Annotated in this window: 22 protein-coding genes and 1 riboswitch; of the genes, 10 read left to right on the forward strand and 12 right to left on the reverse strand. The window is 71.8% G+C overall.

The genetic code is table 11. The features are described from left to right. Positions 1 to 79 precede the first annotated feature (79 nt). The 4 genes from IEZ10_RS01295 to IEZ10_RS01310 form a co-directional block, all read right to left on the reverse strand. A complete protein-coding gene (locus tag IEZ10_RS01295; protein ID WP_189244572.1) occupies positions 80 to 1210 on the reverse strand; it encodes a glycosyltransferase family 4 protein in 1131 nt (376 codons plus the stop codon). Further along, positions 1207 to 2544 carry a M48 family metallopeptidase gene (locus IEZ10_RS01300; protein WP_189244573.1) on the reverse strand — a complete coding sequence of 446 codons (1338 nt, stop codon included), beginning with the start codon at positions 2542 to 2544 and terminating at the stop codon, positions 1207 to 1209. The genes IEZ10_RS01295 and IEZ10_RS01300 overlap by 4 nt, the downstream gene beginning before the upstream one ends. A gap of 49 nt (positions 2545 to 2593) precedes the next feature. Next, a complete protein-coding gene (locus IEZ10_RS01305) occupies positions 2594 to 3400 on the reverse strand; it encodes a hypothetical protein (RefSeq protein WP_189244574.1) in 807 nt (268 codons plus the stop codon). Between the two features lie 200 nt (positions 3401 to 3600). After that, positions 3601 to 4140 carry a C40 family peptidase gene (locus IEZ10_RS01310; protein ID WP_189244575.1) on the reverse strand — a complete coding sequence of 180 codons (540 nt, stop codon included), beginning with the start codon at positions 4138 to 4140 and terminating at the stop codon, positions 3601 to 3603. Between the two features lie 109 nt (positions 4141 to 4249). Further along, a riboswitch (cyclic di-AMP (ydaO/yuaA leader) is annotated at positions 4250 to 4409 on the reverse strand. 623 nt (positions 4410 to 5032) lie between these two features. Here IEZ10_RS01310 and IEZ10_RS01315 point away from each other — a divergent pair. The 4 genes from IEZ10_RS01315 (at position 5033) to IEZ10_RS01330 (ending at position 9096) form a co-directional block, all read left to right on the forward strand. Continuing rightward, positions 5033 to 6274: a serine hydrolase domain-containing protein gene (locus tag IEZ10_RS01315; protein ID WP_189244576.1), complete on the forward strand. Its 1242-nt coding sequence runs from the start codon at positions 5033 to 5035 to the stop codon at positions 6272 to 6274. Positions 6275 to 6385: 111 nt separating this feature from the next. Then, positions 6386 to 7090 (forward strand): VanZ family protein, encoded by a 705-nt coding sequence (locus IEZ10_RS01320; protein WP_189244577.1) that lies wholly within the window; start codon positions 6386 to 6388, stop codon positions 7088 to 7090. 66 nt (positions 7091 to 7156) lie between these two features. Beyond that, on the forward strand, positions 7157 to 7879 hold the full coding sequence (locus IEZ10_RS01325; protein ID WP_189244578.1) for a response regulator transcription factor: 723 nt from the start codon (positions 7157 to 7159) through the stop codon (positions 7877 to 7879). Further along, entirely contained in the window at positions 7876 to 9096 is a 1221-nt protein-coding gene (locus tag IEZ10_RS01330) for a sensor histidine kinase (protein WP_189244579.1), read from the forward strand. Before IEZ10_RS01325 ends, IEZ10_RS01330 begins: the two co-directional genes overlap by 4 nt. Here the strand turns inward: IEZ10_RS01330 and IEZ10_RS01335 are convergent. Together IEZ10_RS01335 and IEZ10_RS01340 are read right to left on the reverse strand one after the other, a co-directional pair. Then, complete coding sequence (locus tag IEZ10_RS01335; RefSeq protein ID WP_229810829.1) at positions 9047 to 9988, reverse strand: C40 family peptidase; 942 nt, start codon at positions 9986 to 9988, stop codon at positions 9047 to 9049. The genes IEZ10_RS01330 and IEZ10_RS01335 overlap by 50 nt on opposite strands. A gap of 295 nt (positions 9989 to 10283) precedes the next feature. Then, on the reverse strand, positions 10284 to 11606 hold the full coding sequence (locus IEZ10_RS01340) for an NYN domain-containing protein (protein ID WP_189244581.1): 1323 nt from the start codon (positions 11604 to 11606) through the stop codon (positions 10284 to 10286). Between the two features lie 151 nt (positions 11607 to 11757). On the opposite strand from IEZ10_RS01340, the gene IEZ10_RS01345 reads away from it, so the two are divergent. After that, positions 11758 to 13482, forward strand: a complete 1725-nt coding sequence (locus tag IEZ10_RS01345; RefSeq protein WP_189244582.1) for a DEDD exonuclease domain-containing protein — start codon at positions 11758 to 11760, stop codon at positions 13480 to 13482. 43 nt (positions 13483 to 13525) lie between these two features. Further along, positions 13526 to 13813: an Lrp/AsnC family transcriptional regulator gene (locus IEZ10_RS01350; RefSeq protein ID WP_189244583.1), complete on the forward strand. Its 288-nt coding sequence runs from the start codon at positions 13526 to 13528 to the stop codon at positions 13811 to 13813. A 103-nt stretch (positions 13814 to 13916) separates the two neighbouring features. Here the strand turns inward: IEZ10_RS01350 and trpD are convergent, their stop codons facing one another. Together trpD and IEZ10_RS01360 are read right to left on the reverse strand one after the other, a co-directional pair. Further along, on the reverse strand, positions 13917 to 14963 hold the full coding sequence (gene trpD / locus IEZ10_RS01355; RefSeq protein WP_189244584.1) for an anthranilate phosphoribosyltransferase: 1047 nt from the start codon (positions 14961 to 14963) through the stop codon (positions 13917 to 13919). A 21-nt stretch (positions 14964 to 14984) separates the two neighbouring features. Then, positions 14985 to 15383, reverse strand: a complete 399-nt coding sequence (locus IEZ10_RS01360) for a response regulator (protein WP_189245043.1) — start codon at positions 15381 to 15383, stop codon at positions 14985 to 14987. Positions 15384 to 15580: 197 nt separating this feature from the next. Between IEZ10_RS01360 and ctaE the strand changes: the two genes are divergently transcribed. From ctaE to qcrB, 4 genes are read left to right on the forward strand one after another with little or no spacing between them, the layout of a single operon-like run. Then, the gene (gene ctaE, locus IEZ10_RS01365) at positions 15581 to 16198 is read left to right on the forward strand and encodes an aa3-type cytochrome oxidase subunit III (protein WP_179818552.1); all 618 of its coding nucleotides are present in this window, start codon (positions 15581 to 15583) and stop codon (positions 16196 to 16198) included. A 16-nt stretch (positions 16199 to 16214) separates the two neighbouring features. After that, positions 16215 to 17024 (forward strand): cytochrome bc1 complex diheme cytochrome c subunit, encoded by an 810-nt coding sequence (qcrC, locus tag IEZ10_RS01370; RefSeq protein WP_189244585.1) that lies wholly within the window; start codon positions 16215 to 16217, stop codon positions 17022 to 17024. Then, positions 17021 to 18127 (forward strand): cytochrome bc1 complex Rieske iron-sulfur subunit, encoded by a 1107-nt coding sequence (qcrA, locus tag IEZ10_RS01375; protein ID WP_189244586.1) that lies wholly within the window; start codon positions 17021 to 17023, stop codon positions 18125 to 18127. The genes qcrC and qcrA overlap by 4 nt, the downstream gene beginning before the upstream one ends. Next, on the forward strand, positions 18124 to 19770 hold the full coding sequence (gene qcrB, locus IEZ10_RS01380; protein ID WP_189244587.1) for a cytochrome bc1 complex cytochrome b subunit: 1647 nt from the start codon (positions 18124 to 18126) through the stop codon (positions 19768 to 19770). The genes qcrA and qcrB overlap by 4 nt, the downstream gene beginning before the upstream one ends. Positions 19771 to 20045: 275 nt before the next feature. Here the strand turns inward: qcrB and IEZ10_RS01385 are convergent, their stop codons facing one another. The 4 genes from IEZ10_RS01385 to ctaC all read right to left on the reverse strand — a co-directional run bounded on the left by IEZ10_RS01385 (position 20046) and on the right by ctaC (position 24275). Beyond that, positions 20046 to 21224 carry a L,D-transpeptidase gene (locus IEZ10_RS01385; protein ID WP_229810830.1) on the reverse strand — a complete coding sequence of 393 codons (1179 nt, stop codon included), beginning with the start codon at positions 21222 to 21224 and terminating at the stop codon, positions 20046 to 20048. 251 nt (positions 21225 to 21475) lie between these two features. Further along, positions 21476 to 21871, reverse strand: a complete 396-nt coding sequence (locus IEZ10_RS01390) for a cytochrome c oxidase subunit 4 (protein ID WP_189244589.1) — start codon at positions 21869 to 21871, stop codon at positions 21476 to 21478. Then, complete coding sequence (gene ctaD / locus IEZ10_RS01395) at positions 21868 to 23529, reverse strand: aa3-type cytochrome oxidase subunit I (RefSeq protein WP_189244590.1); 1662 nt, start codon at positions 23527 to 23529, stop codon at positions 21868 to 21870. The genes IEZ10_RS01390 and ctaD overlap by 4 nt, the downstream gene beginning before the upstream one ends. Beyond that, positions 23526 to 24275 (reverse strand): aa3-type cytochrome oxidase subunit II, encoded by a 750-nt coding sequence (gene ctaC, locus IEZ10_RS01400; RefSeq protein WP_229810831.1) that lies wholly within the window; start codon positions 24273 to 24275, stop codon positions 23526 to 23528. Before ctaC ends, ctaD begins: the two co-directional genes overlap by 4 nt. Between the last annotated feature and the right edge of the window lie 104 nt (positions 24276 to 24379).

Raw genomic sequence — 24379 nt, forward strand, 5'->3', positions numbered from 1 at the left:
GGCCGGCGCGGCCCCGCCCCGCCGCACGACCGGCGTCCGACCCGCCGCGGGCCGGGCGCCGCCGTACCCGACGCCCGGCTCACGGCCCGGCGGGCGCCGGATCCCGCAGCAGCTCGGCGAAGCGGGCGGACACCAGGTCCCAGCCCCACTCGCGGGCGACCCAGTCGCGCCCCCGCTCGCCCATCTTCCGCGCCCGCTCCGGGTCCTCCAGCAGCCCGGTCACGGCCCGCGCCACCTCCCGCGGGCGGGTGCCGTCCACCACCACGCCGGTCTCGCCCGGCAGGACCGCGTCCGGGGCCCCGCCGGAGGAGCCCGCCACCACGGGCAGTCCGCTGGCCGACGCCTCCAGGTAGACGATGCCGAGCCCCTCGACGTCGATGCCGCCCAGCCGGGTACGGCACGGCATGGCGAACACGTCCCCGGCGTCGAGGTGGGCCGGCAGCGCCGCCCACGGCACCGGCCCGGTGATCCGCACCGCGTCGCCCAGCGGCCGGGCCAGCCGTTCCAGGGTGCGGCGGTACGGGCCGCCGCCGACGATCAGCAGCACGGCCTCCGGCACGGCCCGCAGCACGAGCGGCCAGGCCCGCAGCAGGACGTCCTGGCCCTTGCGCGGCACCAGCCTGGACAGGCAGACCACGACCGGCCGCTCCCCCAGGCCCAGCGCCGCGCGCACCTCGTGCCCACCCGCGCCGGGCCGGAACGCCCCGGTGTCGACGCCGGGCGCGAGCCGGGCCAGCCTGTCCGCGGGGATCACCCGCTCCAGCCTCCGCCGGGTGTACTCCCCCAGATAGGTGACCACGTCGGCGTGCTCGCCGATCCTCGCCAGCAGCCCGCGGGCGCCGGGGACGCCGGCCCAGGCCGCCTCGTGCCCGTGGGTGACCATGACGATCCGGCGGGCCCCGGCGGCGCGCATCGCGGGCGCGAGCATCCCGAGCGGGGCCGCCGCCCCGAACACCACCGTGTCGCAGCCGTACGCGGCCACGGCCTCGGCGGCCCGGCGGGCGACCCCGCGGGTGGGCAGCATCAGCGAGGTGGGGTGCCGCACGACCGGGTACGGCCTGCGGGCGTCGAAGTCCTCGCAGCCGGGCCAGCGCGGGGCGTAGACGACCACCGACCCCGGCGGGCGGCCGGCGGCCAGGCCGTGCACGAACGCCTGGATGCCCCCGGGCCGGGGCGGGAAGTCGTTGGTGAGGAACAGCGCGCGGCTCACGGCTCCGGGACGCCGTTCAGCAGGGCCCATGAGCGCGCCATGGCGATCCGCTGCGGCGTCGTCGGGTGAGAACCATAGAGAACATATTCCAGGAGGTCGGGCGAGAGATCGGAGATATTGGTGACCGCCAGGCGCCGCTGCATCGCGACGAACGTCTCCGGGTCCCGGGTCAGCTCCAGCGCGTGCGCGTCGGCGCGGGCCTCGATCTGCCTGCTGACCAGGTTCTGCGCCGGCCCGGACAGCACCGTGGCCAGGCTCAGCAGCCCCATGATCAGCCCCACCGCCCGCGGGTCGGCCGCCGAGGCGACGCCGGCGCGCCGCCGCACGGGGCCCGCGGCGAGCGCCAGGTACAGCAGGCAGGCGCCGAAGGCGGCGCCCAGCCCCCCGACGAGCGTGCCGTACAGCACGTCGCCCGCCTTGGCGTGGCCCAGCTCGTGCGCCACCACCAGCTCGACCTCCCTGGCGGGCGCCCGGAGCAGGGTGTCGTAGACCACGATCCTGCGGGTCGCGCCGAACCCGGAGACGTAGGCGTTGAGCGCGGTGGTGCGCCGGGAGGCGTCGGCGACCAGGACGTCCTCGACGGGCACGCCGTCGCGGGCGGCCATGGCCAGCAGGTCGTCGCGCAGCGGCCCGGCGGCCATCGGCGTGAAGTCGTTGAAGATCGGCTCGATGACCACCGGGTAGGCGAAGGACGCGGCCACGGTCAGTGTGAACGCGCCGATCGCGGCGGGTATCCACCAGCGCCGGAAGCGCCGGGCCAGCGCCACCACCGCGAGCACCATGACCGCGAGCAGCGCGGTCCGGACGCCGATGTCCTTGAGCCGGTCCGCGGTCCACGACGGCCACGTCTGAGTGGACAGGCCGTAGGCGCGCAGTTGCGTCTCCGACCACATGCCCAGCGGCCAGCGCAGGGCCTCGACCGCCGCCGACAGCCCGGCGACGCCGAGCAGCGCCCGCACCCACCAGGGTCCGCGCAGCCGGCCGAGCAGCCGGGCGCCCAGCGGAGTGGCCACCAGTACCCCGGCGGCCAGGAGGGTCAGCCCGAGCGACAGGTAGGCGGGCGCGGCGAGCGCGGCGTCGAACGCCTCGGAGCGGGCGATCCGCCCGGCGGTGAAGTCGCGCGCCGGGTCCGGCGCGACGGCCGGGGCGGCGGACGGCAGGGCCCGCCAGGGGGTGGTGAGCGCCACGACCGCGAGCGTGGCCGCGCCCAGGGCGGCCAGCGCCCATCCGGCGGCCCGCACTCCCACGGGCACGACTGCCGTCGCTGCCGTCGCCGCCGCGTCCGGCGTGTCCGGCGTGTCCGGCGTCGCCGGGCCCGTCGCGGGGTCCGTCATCGGGTCCCTCCGAGCCGCGGGGACCCCGCTCTCGGGCATGGGGAGGACGTCAACCCAGCTCCCTTCTCAGGTGGTCGCGCCAGCCGGCGGTGAACTCCGCCGGGGACAGGCCCGGCACGCCGCCGACATCGCTACCGTAGAGCCTCACCAGGGCCCGCTCGCCGTACCGCTGCGCGACATAGCGGCAGGCGAGCCACGCCTCCTCGTACGCCTGCGCCCGCCGCGGGGCGCCCGCCGCGAAGTCGGCGGGGCCGGGGAGCCGCGCGGGCAGCCGGCCCGCGCGCACCTCGGCGGCCAGTTCGGCGGCGGCCGTCGCGGTCGCGATCCCGGCGTCACGGTAGCCGACGTAGTCGGCGAACCCCTCCGACAGCCAGACCGGCACCCGGCCGCCGCGGGTGGCGCCGGTGGCCACGTGGGTGAGCTCGTGGGCGAGCACCACGTCGCGGCCGGTCCCGCTCAGCCTGGCGTACCCCGACGGCAGGACGATCACCCGGCCCGCGTCCGCCAGCGCGGCCAGGCCGGCGACGGCGGCGGGCGCGGCGCCGGCCAGCGCCGCCGCCTCGGCGTCGTCGGCGGGGAACAGGACCACCGCCCGGACCGGCCCCCAGACCTCGAGGACCGTACGGCGGGCGCGGTCGGCCCTGGCCGCCAGGTCGGCGAGGCGGGACGGCGGGACGCGGTGGCCGATCACGACCGAGTGCTCGCCGCGGACGGTGACGGAGTCGCCGGGCCACGGGTCGCGCGGCGCGGGAGACGGGCTCGCACCGGTGACCAGGGCGGCGCCCGCCAGCGTCAGGATCCCGGCGAGCACGGCACGACGCTCCGCCGGGCCGCGCAGCTCTGTCGGGACGCGCACACGCCCGATGGTAGCGACGGGCCCCGGACGCCGACCGGCGGCGTCCCGGTGGCGCGGCGGGCGCGCCGCGGGGTCCGGCGACGTCGCGGTCCGGCCCGGACCGGACCGGACCCGGACACGCGGCGGCCCCGCCCGTCCCTTCGCGGGACGGGCGGGGCCGTCTTCCCGGTCACCCCCTGGCGGGCGGCGGCCGGGATCCGTCAGGCTCCGGGCCGGACCGCCCCGGAGAAGGCGGACCGGTAGTACCCCTTCAGGGGGACGACCCTGACGGTCTTGCCGCTGCTCGGCGAGTGGACCATCCTGCCCTTGCCGACGTACATGCCCACGTGGCCCTTGCCGTAGAAGAACAGCAGGTCACCGGGGCGCAGGCTGCTCCACGAGACCTTCTTCCGCACGGATCGGTACTGGCTGGTCGTGACCCTGGGGAGGGAGACGCCGGCCTTGCGCCACGCGTACCGGACGAGACCGGAGCAGTCGAACGCGCCGGGACCGGAGGCTCCCCACCGGTACGGATCGCCGATCTGCTTCTTGGCCGTCGAGACGGCCCTCGCGGCCTTCACCTTCTGCAGCGCGGCCCTGCTCAGCGTGGTCTTCTTCTTCGCCTTCGCCGTCTTCTTGGCGCTGGTGTGCGCCGTGGAGGCGGCGGAGGCGGCGACCGGGCTCTCAACCCGAGAGGCGGTGCTTCTGACCTGGAGAACGGAGCCGGTTTCCGTGTCGGCCAGCGCGGCCGTGGAGCCCATTGTGACCGCTCCGGCGGAGGCGGTCACGGTGAGGGCGAAACCACTGGCGCAAACGCGAAAAAGGCGCGACGAACGGGGGTTACGCAGGGTGGTAGACAGGATTTCTCCTTGGGACTTCCGCTGACGCCTACCGGGTTAGCTGACGGGTTCGGGCAGGGAAGAAGCCCTACGGCGCGTCGGACGCGCCGATTCACCCCTGGCCGCGTTCCGCGGCCGGTGGGTCCCCGGTTCCGTGCCTCCTGGCTGCACGGATTCGGCCAGCCGCCGCAGGTGGGAGTGTCTCTCGCAGGGCGCGGCGGCCGTATGGATCTTTTATGGGCTCCGGCATGACGGGCCGGGCTCGGCGCGGCGGCATGGCTTGCTCGCCGCGACGCCAGAAGTTACCCCCGCCCCTCGGGATTCGGCAAAGGAATCGCAAAAGATACATAGATCGACAACGCTTCCGATGATCGCCGAGTCGCTGTTCAGAGGCCGATTTCACCGGACGAATATGATGCTCGTCACACTTCTGTGATCAGCCGTAAAAATCATGATTTCTGTGACGCATATCACGTAATGGTTAAGATCATTGGCGGAATGGCCGGCCGACCCGGGGACGGACGCGCCACGGAGACGACAAGCCCGGGGACGGGCGCGCGGGCTCTGGCGCTCCATGTCGCCGTCGCGGCGTTCCGGGCGGGGGTGATGAGCTCCGTTCCCAGGTCGCCGGGCCAGGCGACGCGACCATCATGCCGCCGCCTCCTCATGCCCGGCTCGCGGGGGGACTCCGTGTATCGCGGACGTATCGAAAACCGCATACGCCGCTGCAACGGTCCGGCGTCTTCGGTGAAGGCGTGAACCATCACGCATCACCGTCGGCGCCGGCTTCGGTGTCCGGGAAAGGACCATGATCATGAATTCGGATTCGGTACCTGGCATCGACCGGCGGCGGCTGGTCAAATGGGGCGGGCTGGCGGCCGCCGGCGTGGTGGCGGCCGGCACGCCGCTGGTGAGCGCCGGGACCGGCCACGCCGACTCGTCCGGGCCCGGCCGGATCCCGCCGGACACCCTGCCCGGCGGGGCCTATGACCGGTACGTGGCGCGGCTGGCCGCCGAGGGCAGGTTCTCCGGTGTGGTGCTGCTGTCGCACCGGGGCCGGACGGTGCTGTCCCGCAGCTACGGCATGGCGGACGAGAAGAGAGGGATCCGCAACCACGAGGGCACCGCGTTCAGTCTCAGTTCGGCCGGCAAACCGTTCCACGCGGTGGCCGTTCTGCAGCTGGCGCAGCGAGGCAGGTTGCAGCTGACCGACACGGTGGGCGAACACCTGACGGGCTTCGCCCCGGAGATCGCCGACCGGGTGACCATCCACCACCTGCTGTCCGGCACCTCGGGGCTGGACATGCCGGACGAGGACGTGCAACGCGTCTTCCAGAGCCGGGACGAGGTGCACGACCACTACGTGCGGCGGGCCCGGCAGGCGAGACCGGTGGGCGTCCCGGGCACTCCCACCACCGCTCACGCGGAGGCCGAGGTCACCATTCCCGCGCTGATCGTGGAGGCCGTGACCGGCATGACGTACTGGGACTACGTCCAGGAGAACATCTTCAAGCGCTGCGGCATGACCGGCTCGGCGTTCCGCACCAGGCCGCAGTGGCTCACCGGCGAGCACATCGCGCACCCGTACATGAAGCTGGCCGACGGCAGCGTGGTGGACGCCCTCCGCAACCTGGACAAGGGCAGCCCGTACCCGTACGTACTGGGCAAAAATCCGGGCCGCAGCTTCATCGACGCCCCCGGGGACGGCGGCTTCGCCACCGCGCCGGATCTGGTCCGGTTCGCACACGCGCTGCGCGACGGCACGGTGCTGGACCGGCCCTGGGCCGACGTGCTCACCGCGGCCAAGATCCCCCACCAACCGGCGTCGTTCGGGTCGTACGGGATCCCGGTCAGCATCGTCAACGGCCAGTGGGTGTTCCAGCGTGCCGGCGGCAACCCCGGCGTCGGCGCCAACTGGAGCATCTACCCCGGCACCGGCTGGGTCGGCGTCATCCTCTCCAACCGCGACTCCGACGGCGTGTCGCTGCAGGACATGATCGGGCGGGAGACGCAGGCCGTCACCGGGGCTTCGCCCGGCGACGGGGGTGGTGGCTGAAACGGTCCGGCGGCGGAGGTGCCGGGCGGAGGTGCCGGGCACTCCGTGTATCGCGGACGTATCCGAAATCGGATACGTCACCGCAACGGCCCTCCATCTCCAATGGGAGACATGAACCGAAGTGCATCCCTGTCAGCACCGCTCCGCCGCGCGCGCGGCATCGTGCTCGCCGACCTGGCGGTCCTCGGCCTGGCGGGGCTGGTGTTCGTCGTACGGCGGCCGCTCATGATGTCCGCCCCGACATGCATGGCCGGCCGATGGCACGGCTGCCTCGACACGGAGAACGGCGTGCTGCTCATGACGCTGGTCGCGCTGCCGCCGGCCGCTCTGGCGGCGTGGGCTCTGGCGCGCCGCCGGCGTGCCGCCGGCGCCGCGTCGGCGTGGCGGACGTCGCTGGCCGAGGTGGGCATGGTCTACGGGACGGTGCCGTTCGTATGGATGACCATGATGCCGGGCCCGGGGGCGGGCATCGTCCCCGGCCGGGTGAGTCTGGTCCCGCTGCGGGATCTGCTCACCATGGGGCCCGTCGGCATCGGCGGCAACCTGCTGGTGTTCGCGGCGCTGGGGTTCTTCGCCCCGATGCGGTTCGCGGCGCTGGCGTCCGCGCCGCGGATCCTGGCGCTCGGGGCGGGCTGCTCGGTCGTGGTCGAAACCGCACAGTACGTCCTGTGGCTGGACCGGGTGTCGTCGGTGGACGACGTGCTGGTCAACGCCGCCGGCGCCGCGCTGGCCGCGCTGGCGTCGCGCCGCTGGTGGCGCACCACCGCGGAAGCGCCGCCGGACCGGTCTCGCCCCGCGCCGGCGTCGGCGGACTGAGCCGCGTGTCCGATGTGCGCGTCTTCGCATACCCCGGCGATATGTCGTGCTGCCTAGGCTTCAGACATGCGCGTACTGATCGTGGAGGACGAGCCCTACCTGGCCGAGGCCGTCCGTGACGGTCTGCGGCTGGAGGCGATCGCCGCCGACATCGCCGGCGACGGCGACTCCGCCCTGGAACTGCTCAGCGTCAACTCCTACGACCTCGCGGTCCTCGACCGCGACATCCCCGGCCCCTCCGGCGACGAGATCGCCCGGCACATCGTCGCCTCCGGCAGCGGCATCCCGATCCTCATGCTCACCGCCGCCGACCGGATCGACGACAAGGCTTCCGGATTCGGGCTCGGCGCCGACGACTACCTCACCAAACCGTTCGACCTTCGAGAGCTCGTGATGCGGCTGAGGGCGCTCGACCGCAGGCGCGCGCACGCCCGGCCCCCGGTCAGGGAGATCGCGGGCCTGCGGGTGGACCCCTTCCGCCGGGAGGTCTTCCGGGACGGACGCTACGTGGCGCTCACCCGCAAGCAGTTCGCCGTGCTCGAAGTCCTCGTCGCCGCCGAAGGCGGTGTCGTCAGCGCCGAAGAGCTGCTGGAGCGGGCCTGGGACGGGAACGCCGACCCCTTCACCAACGCCGTCCGCATCACCGTCTCCGCATTGCGCAAACGACTCGGCGAACCATGGCTCATCGCCACGGTGCCCGGCGTCGGCTACCGAATCGACACCGGCATCGACACCGGCACCGGCGCCGGCACAGGGCACGGACCCCGCCCGCCCCGGCGGCACCCGTGACCAGGCGCCCGGGGCTCAGCGCCCGGCTGAGACTCACCATCAGCTACGCCGGGTTCCTCCTGCTCGCCGGCGCTCTCCTGCTGGCCGTGGTGTGGGTGTTCCTGCTGCGCTACGTGCCCGACGGCACGCTCATGACCGGGCCGAGGGGCGGCGGGCCCGGGGCGCCGGCCCCGCGGCTCATCCCCAACCGCACCGACCTCCAGCGCGCCTTCGTCCCCCGCGCGGCCCAGGCACTGGCCTTTCTGCTGGCGTTCGGCCTGCTGGGCGGATGGGTCCTCGCCGGCCGGATGCTCGCGCCGCTCACCCAGATCACGGACGCGGTCCGGGCGGCCGGGAACGGGTCGCTGTCCCACCGGATCCGCCTGAAGGGCCGCCAGGACGAATTCCGGGAACTCTCCGACGCGTTCGACTCGATGCTCGAACAACTGGAGTCCCATGTCGCCGAGCAACGGAGGTTCGCCGCGAACGCCTCCCACGAGCTGCGAACCCCGCTGGCGATCTCGCGGACGCTCCTCGACGTCGCCCGCCGGGACCCCACGCGGAACCGGGACGAACTCATCGAACGCCTGCGCACCGTCAACCAGCGGGCGATCGGCCTCACCGAGGCCCTCCTGCTGCTCGGCCGCGGCGACCGCGGGAACTTCACCCGCGAGGGCGTCGACCTCTCCCTCCTCGCCGAAGAGGCCGCCGAGACCCTGCTTCCCCTCGCCGAACAGCGCCGGATCACGCTGGACGTCACCGGCGGGGCGGCCCGGACCGACGGCTCCGCCGAGCTCCTGCTGCGGATGGTGACGAACCTCGTCCAGAACGCCATCGTCCACAACCTCCCCTCCGGCGGCACCGTGACGGTCCACACCGAGGCGCACGACGGCACGAGCGTGCTGCGGGTCGAGAACACGGGTCGCCGGCTCCCACCGGAACTGGTGCCGACCCTCACCGAACCCTTCCGGCGCGGAACGGAGCGTGTACGCACCGGCGAACACGCCGGCGTCGGGCTCGGCCTGGCCATCGTGCGCAGCATCGTCCGCGCCCACGACGGGGCCCTCGACCTCGTCCCCCGCCCCGACGGGGGTCTCCTCGTCACGGTGCGGCTTCCCGGCACGCCGACGGCCGGGACCGGCCCGGCCTCGTCGGCCTCGCGGTCGACGCGCCCCGGAGAGGGCCGGCTCAGGGACGGACGGCGCCGACCAGGCCGCTGCGCAGGGGAGAGATCTTGACGACGTCGCCGGTCTGCGGGGCGTGGACCATCTTCCCGCCGCCGACGTAGATGCCGACGTGCCCCAGGCCGTGGCTGAAGACGAGGTCCCCGGGCTGGAGGGAGCTCACCGGCACCCGGCGGCTCGCCCCCCAGCTCCACTGCTCCCAGGTCGTGCGGGGCAGGCTGACGCCCCCGCTGCGCCAGGACGCCTGGACGAGCCCGGAGCAGTCCCAGCCGCCCGGCCCCGTCCCGCCGAACCGGTAGGGCTTGCCGATCTGGGCGTAGGCGAAGGCGAGGGCGGTGCGGGCGTTGCCGGAGGCCGGGCCGTTGTACTTCATCCCGGTGCTGTTGGGATCGCCCTGCTGGTAGGTGCCCAGCTCGTTCAGGAGCTTGGTCTGGGCCCTGACCATCTTCTCGACCTTGGCCTTCTCACCGGCCAGCTCGTCACGTGTCTTGTCGGCCTCGCTGAGGGCGGCCTTGGCCTGATTCCGGTTGTCGCGCAGCGTCTTGGTCGCCTCGTCGAAGGCGTTGAGGTACCGGGCGCGGGCGGCGGCCATCTGGTCGGCCGCGGCCATGCTGCTCAGCAGGGCCCCGGGGTCGCCCTGGTTGATCAGGCCCTCCCAGCCGGTCACGGAGCCGTACTGGTAGGAGCTGACCGCCATCATGATGAGCTCCTTGCGCAGGTCGGCGACCTTGGCCGTCTGGCGGGCGAGGTCACCGTCCAGCGCCTTGTACTTCTTGCGGGCCTTCTTCCACTTCTCGCCCGCCTGGTTGTACTTCTCAACGATCTTGTCCGCCTGGTCGTTGAGCTTCGCCAGCTTCCGCTTGGCCTCGGCGAGCGTGGGCCTCGGATCGGCGGCCGCGCCGCCCATCGGCACCAGGAACAGCGCGAGGGCGAGCCCCGCGGCCACCGGTACACGTCCGAACCAAACCGGCTTACCCGCCACGGCCACAGTGCCGCCTCCCCAGTGCGAAGACCTGGGGCGAAATAGTACAGAACAGGTAAGGACTGGCTCACCTTTTTGGGGGTTTTACTTGGTTTCGAAGCGATCTCTCCCGATGGTCCGGCGCCCCCGGCCGGCCGGCCCGCCCGGCGCGGCGGCGCCGGCGCGGGAGAGGCGGGCACGGAAGGGGCCGGAACGGCCCGGGAAGGGCCCCGGAGCCCCGGGGGGACCATCTCCCGTGGCCGTCGGCGGCGTGCGAGCCTCAGGTGCGCCCGAGACGCCGCAGCAGCAGCACCGAGGGCACCGGCCGGGCGCCCATCCGGCGGACCGACTCGGCCACCTCCCGGTCGGAGGAGACCACCGCGACGGCGCGGCCGACCGGCTCGGCGCGGACGAGCTGGCGGATGAGGTCGTCGGCGATCTGCCCCGGGGAGCTGAACATCACCCGCACCCCCCGCGGGGCCGACACCGGCACCGGGCCGTTCAGCTCGGCGCCGTCGAAGACGCAGGTCAGCTCGACCCGGGTCTGCGCGTACAGCGCACCGAGGCCGGTGAGCAGCCGGGCGCGCTGGTCGGCCAGGGTGAGCGTGCCGTACCCGGTCTTGGTGACGTTGTAGCCGTCCACGATCACGTGGATCTGCGGCAGCGCGAGCAGCTGGTCGAGCAGGGCCGGGTCGTCGTCGGCGAGCGCCCGCGCGGGCACCGCCTGGGCCCCCTGCCCGCCGGGCGCCACCGAGAGCACCGAGTCGGCGGGCCGGTTGATGCCGGAGGGCAGGGCGAGCTCCCGGCGCAGCCCGGCGGCGGCGTCCTGAAGGGCGTCGAGCAGCATGCGGACCTTGGCGTCCTCCAGGCTGCGGCCCTCGCGGGCGGCCCGGCGGCTGGTCTCCAGCTGCCGCTCGGCGTCGGCGAGGCGCTCGCGCAGGCGGCGCAGCTCGCTCTCCCCCGCGCTGCCCGCCGACGCGGCGGCGGCCTTGGCCTCGCGGGCCTCCTCCTCCGCCTCGGCGGCCCGCGCCTCGGCGGCCCGGGCGCGCTCACGGGCGTCGTGCAGCCGGCGGCGCAGGTCGGAGATCTCCGAACGGGCGCCCTTGAGCTGCTCGCGCAGCCGTTCGCCCTCCTCCTTGGCGGCGGCCTTCTGCGCGGCGAGCTGCTCGCGCAGCCGGGTGACGGTCTGCTCCATCGCCGAGCCCTCGGCCACGGCGGCCGACCGCTCCAGGTCGTCGCGGGCGGCCTCGACCATGTCCGCCCAGCCGGGCGGGCGCGTGAGGTAGGCCGCGGCGGCCACCAGGGACGGCTCTGCCGCCGGCGGCGCCACGCCCTCGGCGAGGCTCGCCACCAGGTCGGGCCACTCGGCCGCCAGCGCCTCGGCGACCAGTTCCCGGAACTCCTTGTCGTTCTCCAGCTGGGCGGCGATCGGCGCGCCTCCCAGCCTGGCCCGCTTGCGCGGGTCGAACCTCGCGATCCCCTTGAGCTGGGAGGGCACGGCGGCGGCGGGCATCGCCCCCAGGATCTGCGCCGCCAGCTCCACGACGTGTGAGCGGACCTGCTCGGGTAACGGACGAGACAGGCCCTCTCCGGCTGAACTCATCACGGGCCCCTACTCGGATCGGTCTTGACGTCAAGGGTACGGCCAGCCCGCGACGGCACCGACCTGAGCGGAGATCACCGGCTCCGGCCCGACCGGCGCGCGCCGGGGGCCGGACGGCGAATGTCGGTGGCGGCTTCTATGGTCTTGAGCCGTGGAGTACGCCGTACAGGGAACGCTGGACGAGCTGGGCACCCCCCTCGACCAGATCACGTTCGTCGTGTTCGACCTGGAGACCACCGGTGTCTCCGCGGCCGAGCACGCGATCACCGAGATCGGAGCGGTCAAGGTCAGGGGCGGCGAGATCCTGGGCGAGTTCGCCACGCTGGTCGACCCCGGGTCCCCCATCCCGCCGTTCATCTCCGTGCTGACCGGCATCACCGACAGCATGGTCGTGGCCGCCCCGAAGATCGAGGCGGTGCTGCCGTCCTTCCTGGAGTTCGCCCGCGGGACGACGCTGGTGGCGCACAACGCCGGGTTCGACGTGGGCTTCGTCAAGGCGGCCTGCGCCGCCCACGGCCATCCCCCGCCCGACCACCCGGTGGTCGACACCGTCGTGCTGGCCCGCCGGCTGCTGACCCGCGACGAGGCCCCCAACTGCAAGCTGGCCACGCTGGCCCGGCTCTTCAGCGGCACCGAGCCCCGCCACCGCGCCCTGGCCGACGCCCGCGCCACGGTGGACGTGCTGCACGCGCTGCTGGAGCGGGCCGGCTCCTTCGGCGTGCACACCCTGGAGGAGCTGCGCGGCTTCACCCGCGCGCCCACCCCCGAGCAGCGCCGCAAGCGCCACCTCGCCGACGCGGTGCCCGCCGCCCCGGGTGTCTACGTCTTCGAGGACCACCGCGGCGACCCGCTGTACGTCGGCAAGAGCGTCGACCTGCGCACCCGCGTGCGCAGTTACTTCACCGCGAGCGAGACCCGTCCGCGGATCCGCGAGATGGTCGGGCTGGCCGAGCGGGTCCGGCCCATCGTCTGCGCGACCCCGCTGGAGGCCGAGGTCAGGGAGCTGCGGCTGATCGGCTCGGCCAAACCGCGCTACAACCGCCGCTCGCGCTTCCCCGAGCGGGCGGTCTGGCTGAAGCTGACCGTCGAGCCCTTCCCCCGCCTGTCGATCGTCCGCGAGGTCAGGGACGACGGCGCCGCCTACCTCGGCCCGTTCGGCGGCTCCCGCGCCGCCGAGGACGCCCGCGTCGCCCTGCACGAGACGTTCCCGCTGCGGCAGTGCGCCGAGCGGATCACCGTCCGCACCCGGCGCCCGGCCTGCGCCCTGTTCGGCATCGGCCGGTGCGGCGCGCCCTGCGAGGGCCGCCAGAGCGCCGAGGAGTACGGCGAGCTCGCCGAGGCCGCGCGCCGGGCGATGGAGCTGGACGCCTCCGCGGTCTTCGCCGCGATGGAGACGCGGATGACGCGCCTGTCGCTCGACCAGCGCTACGAGGAGGCCGCGGCCGACCGCGACCGGCTGGCCGCCTACGTCCGGGTCGCCGCGCGCATGCAGCGGCTGCGGGCGCTGACCGCCCTCCCCCAGCTCGTCGCCGCCGCCCCCGTGGCGGACGGCGCCTGGGAGGTCCACGTCGTACGGCACGGGCGGCTGGTCTCGGCCGGGGTCATGGCCCGCGGCGTCCACCCCACGCCCTTCGTGGAGGCGCTGGTGGCCACGGCCGAGACCGTCGTGCCGGGGCCCGGCCCGCTGCCGGCCGCCCTGGCCGAGGAGACCGAGTGCGTGCTGCGCTGGCTGGAGGGCCCCGGCGTGCGGCTGGTGCAGGTGGAGGGCACCTGGAGCCTGCCGGTGCGCGGGGCGGGGCGGCTGCGGGCCCGCATCGACCACGCCTACCGTGGAATCGAGTCCCACCGGCCGCGTGAGGGCCGCCCGGAGCGCTGATAGCTTCTGAGACTGCAAGCCGCACTCAACGAGGAGGAAGCCCGTGGTCACCGCGATCGTGCACATCACCGCCGAGGTGGACCGGATCCCCGAGGTCGCCCAGACGATCGCCGAGCTCGACGGGGTGAGCGAGGTGTACTCCATAACCGGTGAGTACGACCTGATGGCGATGGTGCGCGTCCCCACCTACGAGGAGATCGCCGAGGTCATCCCGGGCCGGATCAACAAGGTGCCCGGGGTGCTGCACACCGAGACCAACGTCGCCTTCCGCACCTACTCCCGGCACGACCTCGACGCCGCCTTCTCGATCGGTCTCGGCGAGTCCGACTGACGTCTCCCCGGCCGGCTTCCGCGAGCCGGGCCCGGCCGGTTCGGGGCCGGGCTCCCGGCCGGGCGCGGGTCCGGGCCCGGCCCGCGGGAGCCCGGCCCGGGGCTCAGGCCCGCTTCAGCGACCGGCTGGCGGCGATCCAGCGGTCGAGGAGGGCGGCGGCGGCGCCGGAGTCGACGGCCTCCACGGCGCGGGCGTAGGCGGCCGTCATCGCGGCGTCCAGGTCGTCACCCGGGCCGTCGTGGGCGACCAGCGCGGCGGCGGCGTTGAGCAGCACCGCGTCGCGGACCGGCCCGGTCCTGCCGCCGACCAGGTCGCGGACGGCCTGGGCGTTGAAGACCACGTCGCCGCCGCGCAGCGCGTCCGGGGCCGACCTGGGGATGTCCAGCACGGCCGGGTCGAAGACGGTCTGCGTGGCGGCGCCCTCGCGCACCACCCAGACCGTGGAGGTGGTGGCGGTGGTGAGCTCGTCCAGCCCGTCGTCGCCCCGGAAGACCAGCGCCGACACCCCGCGCTCGGCGAACACGCCGGCGATCACCGGGAGCATGCGCGGCTCGAAGATGCCGATCGCCTGGGCCTGGGGCCGGGCCGGGTTGGTCAGCGGGCCCAGGAAGTTGAACACCGTCGGGACGGCCAGCTCCTTGCGGGCCGGGCCGGCGAAGCGCAGCGCCGGGTGGTAGAAGGCCGCGAAGCAGAAGGCGATGCCCACCTCGGCGGCCAGCCGGGCGGTGGCGGCGGGCGGCAGGTCGAGCACGATCCCGAGGTGCTCCAGCACGTCGGCGGCGCCCACGGAGGAGGACGCCGAGCGGTTGCCGTGCTTGACGACCCGCGCGCCCGCGGCGGCGGCCACGATCGCGGCCATCGTGGAGACGTTGACGGTGTGGGCGCGGTCGCCTCCGGTGCCGACGATGTCGACGACGCGGCCCTCGACGGTCAGCGGCGTGGCGTGCTCCAGCATCGTGCGAGCCAGGCCGGTCACCTCCGCGACCGTCTCCCCCTTGGCCCGCAGCGCCACGGCGAAGCCGGCGACCTGCGCGGGCGTGGCCGTACCGGACATGATCTCGTTCATCGCCCAGGCGGTCTCGTCCGCCGTCAGGTGCTCACCGGCGATCAGGGCCGACAGCAGCGCGGGCCAGGTGGTGCGCGCGTCCATGAGGGGTCTCCAGCGGGTGGGTCAGTGGGCGGTCAGGCGGTCGGACAGCCGCCGGCGCATCAGACCGGCGATGGCGTCGGCGAGCGTCACCGGGTCGATCGGCTGCGGTACGACGGCGTCGGCCCGCGACCACTCCGCCAGCCAGCGGTCGTCCCGGCGGGCGATCAGCAGGCAGATCGGCGGGCAGTCGTAGACCTCGTCCTTGGCCTGGCGGGCCACCCCCATGCCGCCGGCCGGCTGGGCCTCCGCGTCGAGCACCGCCACGTCGATCTCGCCGGAGTCGAAGTGCTGGACGACCTTGGCGTGGGTGGCGCACTCCACGATCTCCACGAGGGGCACGTCGGCGGCCGGGCGCCTGCCGACGGCCTGCCGCACCTTCTCCCGGGTGGCGGCGTCGTCGCTGTAGACGAGGACCCTCATCTTGTCGTCGGTGCTCACGGTCTGCGCTCACTCATCCCTTGTCGATGTATGGTCACCTGGGATGCTACCGGTCACCTCGCCTGCGGACCCAGGGCGGAGGTGCTGACGGACGGAAAACTCCGTTCGTCCTGTTTAAGATGGCATTCAGGCCCCCTATCGGGGGGCCGTGCGGCGACCCGACCAGGGGAGCCGCAATAATGCTGGGCGTGGCGACAGCATCCGCAATCTCAACGACGACGACAGCACACTCGTCCCGCAGGCCCGACCTGGTCAGCGTGGGGACGATCGTCTGGCTGTCCTCCGAGCTCATGTTCTTCGCGGCGCTGTTCGCGATGTACTTCACCATCCGGTCAGTGAGCATCGGCCGGGGCATGCCCTGGCCCGAGGCTCATCTGAACGTCCAGTTCTCGCTGGTCAACACGATCATCCTGGTCCTGTCGAGTGTGACCTGCCAGCTTGGCGTGTGGGCGGCCGAGAAGGGCCAGGTCGCCAAGCTGCGCTTCTGGTACATCGTCAGCTTCCTGATGGGCGCCGTGTTCGTCGGCGGCCAGCTGTACGAGTACAGCCAGCTGGTCCACGAGGGGCACACCCTGTCGCACTCCGCGTACGACTCGGTGTTCTACCTGACCACGGGCTTCCACGGCCTTCACGTGACCGGTGGACTGATCGCGTTCCTCTTCATGCTGGGACGCACGTACGCCGCGAAGCGCTTCACCCGTGAGCAGGCGACCAGCGCGATCGTCGTGTCCTACTACTGGCACTTCGTCGACGTGGTCTGGATTGGCCTTTTCGTGACCATCTACGGCATTCACTAAGGAATCGGGGATCTCTGTGACTAGGATCACCGCTGGACGGCGGCATCCCCTCGCGAGATACGCCGTCCTGCTTCTGGCTCTCGGGCTGCTCGGAGGTCTCTACACCTTCGTGGCCTCGACGACGGGGCGCGCCGACGCCTCCATCGCGGCGGGCCGGGCCGACGACGTAGCCGAGGGCAAGAAGCTCTTCCAGCAGAGCTGCGCCAGCTGCCACGGCCTCAACGCCGAGGGCAGCAACGTGGCCCCGTCGCTGGTCGGCGTCGGCGCCGCGGCCGTCGACTTCCAGGTCAGCAGCGGCCGCATGCCGCTGGCCAGGCCCGAGGCCCAGGCGCCGCGCAAGCCGCCGCCCCCGTGGGTCAACGAGACGACCATCCGCCAGCTCTCGGCCTACGTCGAGTCGCTGGGCGGCGGCCCCACCGTCCCCGCGCCCGAGCAGGTCGACCCGGCCAAGGGCGACCAGGCCAAGGGCGGCGAGCTGTTCCGGGCGAACTGCATCCAGTGCCACAACTTCGTCGGCGCCGGCGGCGCTCTGACCCGGGGCAAGTACGCCCCGAACCTGTCGGAGTCCACCCCGACGCAGATCTACGAGGCCATGATCACCGGCCCGCAGGCCATGCCGGTGTTCAACGACAGCATCATCACGCCCGAGCAGAAGCGGGACATGATCGCCTACATCACGGGCGTCCGCAGCCAGGTCGACCCCGGCGGCGCGGGCCTCGGCCGCATCGGCCCGGTCACCGAGGGTCTGACGGCCTGGATCGTCGGTCTCAGCCTGCTCGTCCTGGCCGCCATCTGGATCACCGCGAAGAAGCGACAGGCCAAATGACTGACAACAACCACGACATCGAACAGCCCGAGGGCCGCGTCCCCAAGCGCGTGATCGGCACTCCCTCACCCGCCACGGGCACGTCCGTGCTCGGCGGCGACGAGCGCCCCGGGGACCGGGGTGTCCCCGGGGTCGTCCCGCAGAGCGAGGAGACCGCGAGGAAGGGCGAGCGGATCGCCGCTTTCTGCTTCCTGCTGACCCTGCTCGGGGGCATCGCCTTCATCGTCTCCTACGTGGTCTTCCAGGTCGGGGACATCGACTCCGCGCGCACCTCCAACGTGGCCCTGGGCGGCTCGCTCGCCCTCGCGCTGCTGTCCATGGCCGCCGGCATGGTGGTCTGGGTCCGCCTGGTCATGCCGAAGTACAACATGGTCCAGGAGCGCCACACCATGGCCTCCGACGGCCAGACCCGCGAGTACGTCACCGAGACGTTCAAGCACGGCGTCGACGAGAGCGGCTTCGTCAAGCGGCCGCTGCTGCGCCGTACGCTGCTGCTCGCCGCGGCCCCGCTGGGCCTGGTGCCGCTGGTCGTCCTGCGCGACCTCGGCCCCCGCTACAGCGACTTCCCCGAGAAGCTCCGGCACACCGTCTGGGGCGAGAAGACCAAGAACGGCAAGCCGCGCAGGCTCGTCGTCGAGGGCACCGGCGCGCCGATCCGCGCGGCGGACTTCAACTCCCCCGGCGGCATCCTCTCCGTGGTGCCCGAAGGGTACGAGCACGACCTGAACGCGCTGGCCAAGGCCACGCTGATCCTGCTCAAGTTCCGGCCGGAGGAGCTCAAGTCCGGCACGAACCTGAACTGGACGCACGACGGCATCGTGGCGTACTCGAAGATCTGCACGCACGTCGGCTGCCCCGCGGCCCTGTACGAGCAGACCACGCACCACATCCTGTGCCCGTGCCACCAGTCCACCTTCGACGCCGCCGACGGCGCCAAGGTGATCTTCGGCCCGGCCGCCCGGCCTCTGCCCCAGCTCCCCATCGCCGTCGACGAGGAGGGCTTCCTCGTCGCCACGGCGGACTTCGCCGTCCCGCCCGGTCCCAGCTTCTGGGAGCGCGGGGACGCCGAGGCGACGGTCCGTGAGAACGGAGGCCACGCGTGAGCATCACGACCGTTCCGAAGCCCATCGCGGGAACGAGTTCCTTCCTCGACGACCGCCTGGGGGCCGGAAACTTCCTCAAGCGCAACCTGAGGAAGATCTTCCCCGACCACTGGTCCTTCCTGCTGGGTGAGATCGCCCTCTACTCGTTCATCGTCCTGCTGCTGACCGGCACGTTCCTGACGTTCTTCTTCAAGCCCAGCATGGGCGAGGTCCCCTACGAGGGCTCCTACGAGCCGCTCCAGGGCATCATGATGTCCGAGGCGTACGCCTCGTCGCTGCACATCAGCTTCGACGTGCGCGGCGGCCTGCTGATGCGGCAGATGCACCACTGGGCGGCCCTGCTGTTCATCGGCGGCATGATGGTGCACTCGCTCCGCGTGTTCTTCACCGGTGCGTACCGCAAGCCGCGCGAGCTGAACTGGCTGATCGGCGTCCTGCTGCTGACGCTGGCCCTGTTCGAGGGCCTGACCGGCTACTCCCTCCCCGACGACCTGCTCTCCGGCGCCGGTCTGCGGATCACCGAGGGTGTGGCGATCTCGCTGCCGCTGGTCGGCACCTGGATCACGTTCTTCCTCTTCGGTGGCGAGTACCCCGGCGAGGACGTGATCTCCCGGTTCTACTCGCTGCACATCCTGCTCATCCCGGGCATCCTCCTGGCGCTCATCACCGCCCACCTGATCCTGATGTGGGTGCAGAAGCACACCCAGATGCCGGGCAAGGGCCGGACGAACGAGAACGTCGTCGGTGCCCCGTTCTACCCCGCCTTCATGGTCAAGGCCGGCGCCTACACCATGTTCACCTTCGGTGTCATCGCGCTGCTGGGCGCCTTCGCCCAGATCAACCCGATCTGGTTGTTCGGCCCCTACACCCCGGCGGACATCTCGGCCGGCTCGCAGCCCGACTTCTACATGGGCTTCCTGGAGGGCTCGCTCCGCCTGATGCCCGCGTGGGAGATCAACATCGCCGGCTTCACCCTGCCGATGAGCGTGCTGATCCCGGCGCTGGTCCCGATGGGGATCATCATGACGGGCCTGGCGCTGTACCCGTTCATCGAGCAGTGGGTCACCGGCGACCGGCGCGAGCACCACATCGCCGACCGTCCCCGCAACAACCCGCACCGCACCTCGATCGGCATGGCGGCGGTCACCTTCTACGGCGTCCTGTGGCTGCTGGGCGCCAACGACGAGCTGGCCTCGTTCTTCCACATCTCGCTGAACGCGACCACCTACGTCGGCCGGGTGCTGGTCTTCCTCGGCCCGGCGATCGCCTACTACATCACCTACCGGATCTGCCTCGGCCTGCAGCGCAGCGACGCCGCGGTCATCGGGCACGGCGTGGAGTCGGGCGTCATCAAGCGCCTGCCCACCGGTGAGTACATCGAGGTCCACGTCCCGCCGAACCCGGGCATCGAGGCCCACATGCGCGGCAAGGCGCCGGTCCCGATGCTCCCCGGCGCCGACGGCGACGGTGACGGCGAGCGCAACGGCGTGCCGCCCAAGCAGTTGCGCGGCCCGCTCGGCAGGCTCCGCGTCAAGATGAGCCGGGCCTACGGCGGTGAGAAGATCCCGCTGGACGACGGCCACGGCCACGGCGAGGAGCACGCCGCGATCGGGTCGGGCGAGGACAGGTCCCTCACCCACTGACCCACCGCTGATCCGCCACGGCAGAAGGGCCCGGACACCGCCACGGTGTCCGGGCCCTTCTCCGTCTCCGCACGGCCTCTCAGGGCTCTTCCGCGGGGGTCCCGGACCCCGGCGTCCTCACGGCCGCCCGGTACGTCCGTACGGGCTCGTCGGCCCCTCGATCGGGGCGAGCCCCCTCAGGGCCACCCAGGACGTCCGTACGGGCTCACCGGCCGTTCTCCCGGGAGTGGGGCGGCGGTCGCCCGTACGGCCCGCTCAGGGCGTCCGGCAGACGGTCACAGCTCCTCGGTGACGAAGTGCTTGGTGCTGCTCCACTTCAGCCATTCCTTCCAGTTCTCCTGCCACTGCCCCCAGCCGTTGGTGGGCTCCAGCGGGCGCGGCGAGCCGGTGATGATGATCGGGTCGCCGATCAGCGTGTTGTCGAGGAACCACTTGGCGTCCGCCGGGCTGACGTTGACGCAGCCGTGGCTGACGTTGGAGTTGCCCTGCGAGCCGACCGACCAGGGCGCGGCGTGGACGTACTCGCCGCTGTTGGAGATCCGCACCGTGTCGTAGACGGTCATCTGGTAGTAGCCCGACTCGCCGGGGCCGATCCCGGGCGAGGTCATGACCGTGACGTTCTCCCGCGACATGGCCAGGTGGATGCCGTTGGTCGTGTAGTACTTCCACACGCCGCCCTGGCCGGCGCTCATCGGCATCACCCGCACCTTCCTGCCGTCGCGTCTGACGGTCAGGTAGTGGGTGTCGGTGCTGCCCCGGGTGATCTGCGAGCGGCCGATCTTGAAGTCCAGCGTGAGGTTCCGCTTGCCGTACAGGCCCTTGCCGCCGCGAACCCCGGCGAGGCGGGCCTCCAGCCTGACCTTGGTGTGGGCCGGCCAGAAGGTCTTGGGGCGGAAGTGGACGGTCTTGTCGTCGAACCAGTGCCAGGCGCCGGAGACCGGCTTGGACGCGGTGACCACCAGGTTCCGCTCGACCGAGACGCGGTCGGTGATCGGCTTGTCGAAGGTGAGCATGATCGGCATGCCGACGCCGACGGTCAGCCCGGTGTCGTTCTTGTTCGGCTGGACGCTCTCGATCGAGAAGGCCTCCTGGGGCTTGACCGTCGAGAAGGAGCTGGTGGTCTGGGTGAGCTTCCCGTCGGGGTTCACCGCGGTCACCGTGACCCGGTAGGAGGCCCCCGGCGGGATCGTGCCCCAGCTGTGCCAGCGGGTGCCGTCGGCGCTCAGCGCGCCCCGCAGGGGGCCCTTCCGGCCCGTGACGGTGACGTCCTTCAGGGTGCCGCCGCGCGCGGAGACCAGGATGGTCGCGTCGGTCGGCACGTTGACGGCCCCGTTGAGAGGGGTCACGGCGACGGCGGCGTCGGCGCGCGGCGTGGCGCCCGGCGTGCCCGCCGTCCGGGTGGAGGTGGTCTCCGAGCAGGAGGAGGCCGCCAGCGCCAGGGCCAGCAGGCTCACCCCCCATATCGGACCACGGATCGCCTGCCGCACATGAACTCCCTGTCCCGGTACTGAACCACTAATTCAGTTATTACCCGGAGTAAGGGGATCACTACGGAGGACATCCGTCTTGTGCAGCTAACAAACGCCAAAAAGCGGACCACGGAAACTTTCCGTGGCCCGCTTCCGGGTCCTGCCTCCGCGGGCCCCCGCTGTGGCGGGGGTCCGCGGAGGCCGGGTCCCGCGGGGTCGGGGACCGGCGAGGCCGGTCAGTGGGAGAAGTGCCCCCGGTAGTACTCGAAGACGAAGCCGATCATGCTCATGATGACCGCGAAGACGCCGATCATGAACAGCCACCAGCCGATGACCAGGCCGACCGCGGTGAGCGCGACGGCCAGGCAGACGAACAGCGGCCACCAGCTGTGCGGGCTGAAGAAGCCGAGTTCTCCGGCGCCGTCGGCGATCTCACCCTGCTTGTCGTCCTCGGGCTGGTCACCGATGCGGCGGGCGGTGTACATCAGGTAGTAGCCGATCATGAAGGCGAAGCCCACCGAGATGGCCATCGCCGTCGTGCCGACCGGCTCCTTGGACCAGTACCAGTAGACGACGTCCACCGCGGCGAAGAAGACGCCGCAGAGGATGAACAACCAGCCCTGAACCTTCATCGGGCGTCCTCCAGCTCACGCGGAGCGGTCACGTACGGGTACTTGAGGTCGAATGCCGGACGCTCGGAGCGGATGCGCGGCAGCGAGGTGAAGTTGTGCCGCGGCGGCGGGCAGGAGGTCGCCCACTCCAGGGAGTTGCAGTAACCCCACGGGTCGTCCACCGTGACCTTCGGCGCGTACTTGGCCGTCTTCCAGACGTTGTAGAGGAACGGCAGCGTGGAGGCGCCGAGGATGAAGGCGCCGACCGAGGAGATCATGTTCAGGTCGGTGAAGCCGTCGATCGGGCTGTAGTCGGCGTAGCGGCGCGGGAAGCCCTCGGCACCCAGCCAGTGCTGCACCAGGAAGGTGGTGTGGAAGCCGATGAACAGCGTCCAGAAGTGCCACTTGCCCAGCCGGTCGTCCAGCATCTTGCCGGTGAACTTCGGCCACCAGAAGTAGAAGCCGGAGAACATCGCGAACACCACGGTGCCGAAGACGACGTAGTGGAAGTGCGCCACCACGAAGTAGGAGTCCGACACCTGGAAGTCCAGCGGCGGCGAGGCGAGGATGACACCGGTCAGACCACCGAAGAGGAAGGTGACCAGGAAGCCGATGGCGAACAGCATCGGCGACTCGAACGACAGGTGGCCCCGCCACATGGTGCCGATCCAGTTGAAGAACTTCACCCCGGTCGGGACCGCGATGAGGAACGTCATGAACGAGAAGAACGGCAGCAGCACCTGGCCGGTGGGGAACATGTGGTGCGCCCACACGGTGATCGACAGACCGGCGATGACGATGGTCGCGCCGACCAGGCTGATGTAGCCGAACAGCGGCTTGCGGCTGAAGACCGGGATGACCTCGGTCACGATGCCGAAGAACGGCAGCGCGATGATGTACACCTCGGGATGGCCGAAGAACCAGAACAGGTGCTGCCACAGGATCGGCCCGCCGGTCTCGGTGGCGAAGATCTGTGCGCCGAGCTTGCGGTCGGCCTCCAGGGCCAGCAGGGCGGCGGCGAGCACCGGGAAGGCCATCAGCACCAGGATCGAGGTGAGCAGGACGTTCCAGGTGAACAGCGGCATGCGGAACATGGTCATGCCGGGGGCGCGCATGGTGACGATCGTGGTGATGAAGTTCACCGCGCCGAGGATCGTGCCCAGACCGGAGATGACCAGGCCGCAGATCCACAGGTCGCCGCCGACGCCGGGCGAGCTGATCGCGTTCGACAGCGGGGTGTAGGCGAACCAGCCGAAGTCGGCGGCGCCGCCCGGGGTGAGGAAGCCCGACAGGGCGATGAGGCTGCCGAAGGTGAACAGCCAGTAGCTCACCATGTTCAGCCGGGGGAAGGCCACGTCCGGCGCGCCGATCTGCAGCGGCATCAGCTCGTTGGCGAAGCCGGCGAACAGCGGCGTGGCGAACATGAGCAGCATCACCGTGCCGTGCATGGTGAACAGCTGGTTGAACTGCTCGTTGGTGGTCACCTGCAGGCCCGGCTGGGCCAGCTCCGCCCGCATGATCAGCGCCATCACGCCGCCGATCAGGAAGAACGCGAACGAAGTGATGAGGTAGAGGTGCCCAATGATCTTGTGATCGGTGGAGGACAGCCACTTCGCGATGACGGAGCCCTTGCGGTCCGGCACCGGGATGGAGGTGAGGGGTTCGTTAAGTGCGGTCACTGGGCACCCGCCTGACTAGCGACGTACTGGTCGAACTCGGCCTGGGGGACGAGCTTCACCGAGAACAGCATGCGACTGTGGTCCACGCCGCACAGCTCGGCGCATCGGCCGGCGTAGACGGCGGGCTTGTTGAGCGTGTCGACCTCGAACCTGTTCACCACGCCCGGGATCACGTCACGCTTGAAGTGGAAGGCCGGCACCCAGAAGGAGTGGATGACGTCCGGCGACTGCAGCTCGAACTCGACCTTCCTGTCGACCGGGAGCACCAGCTGGGGGCCGGCGGTGTAGTCGCTGACCGGCCGGCCGACGACCTGCACCTGCTTGCCGTTGTAGTCGGTCGTGAAGCGCCAGCTCCACTGGAACGCCTCGACCTTCACCTTCACGTCCGGCTTGCCGGACATCTTGTCGATGTAGGTCTCGTCCCGGGCGGTGAAGTAGAAGAACACGCCGACCATGATGATCGGCACCACCGTGTAGAGGATCTCGATCGGGAGGTTGTAGCGGACCTGGGGAGGCAGCTCCTCCTTCGAGTTCTTCCTCTTACGGTGGAAGGCCACGGACCACAGGATCAGGCCCCACACGACCACACCGGTGGCGAGAGCGGCGATCCAGGATCCGTTCCACAGACTCTGGACCGTCTCGGCCTGCTTGGTGATGCCGACGGGCATGCCGGCGCGCTTCCACTCATCGGCACTGCACGCCGTCGCGGACACCAGCAGCAGCGCCAGAGCGGCAGCGCGTGGCACCCGGCGGCGGGCCAACGGACGCCGTGCAGAACGGCGGGTCGGACTCACGGATCGCCTACCCCACAGATGAAGCCCAGAAGTCACTTCTGGGCGGTCGTTTGTTC

It is taken from the genome of Streptosporangium pseudovulgare, from assembly GCF_014648055.1.
GTDB lineage: Bacteria > Actinomycetota > Actinomycetes > Streptosporangiales > Streptosporangiaceae > Streptosporangium > Streptosporangium pseudovulgare.